The following is a 506-nucleotide window of genomic DNA, read 5'->3' as shown; positions in this document are numbered from 1 at the left end:
AAAGATAGTTTTCCAGCGTAATCCCTAGCAAGTTTCTCTCTGTAATCTCCTTAATGCTCTATCCTAAAATAATACCTATGTTCAGTGCACCTTAATTTTAATTTTATAAGGGGCATAATATGTCTAATCAAGTAATTGGTACAGTAAAGTGGTTTAACGAAACTAAAGGTTTTGGTTTTATTTCTCAAGAAAATGGCGATGATTTATTTGTTCATTTCAGAAGCATTTTAGGCGATGGCTTTAAGAAGCTTATTGAAGGCGAGCAGGTTTCCTTTACTGTAGGTAAAGGTCCTAAAGGCCTTCAAGCAGAAAATGTAACGACTATTTAGTCTTACAATTGAATTTACACTGCCTCGTCATACGCCTGGCGAGGTAGTTGCTCTGACAAAGATTTGTTTCAAGATAAAATATAAAGATAGTTTTCCAGCGTAATCCCTAGCAAGTTTCTCTCTGTAATCTCCTTAATTACCTATCCTAAAAATACTTATGTTCAGTGCACCTTAATT

The 506-nt window shown here is 34.8% G+C and carries 1 protein-coding gene; it reads left to right on the top strand.

The features are described from left to right. Positions 1–119 precede the first annotated feature (119 nt). A complete protein-coding gene (locus tag R7044_RS28380; RefSeq protein WP_005380677.1) occupies positions 120–329 on the top strand; it encodes a cold-shock protein in 210 nt (69 codons plus the stop codon). The last annotated feature ends 177 nt before the right edge of the window (positions 330–506 follow it).

It is taken from the genome of Vibrio sp. 1402, from assembly GCF_033340275.1.
The sequence above is the reverse complement of the archived record's forward strand: the minus strand, read 5'-3'. Positions and strand labels throughout refer to the sequence as shown.

Coding starts and splice junctions, on each gene's coding strand:
- R7044_RS28380 (WP_005380677.1), top strand. CDS start 120: ATGTCTAATCAAGTAATTGGTACAGTAAAGTGGTTTAACGAAACTAAA.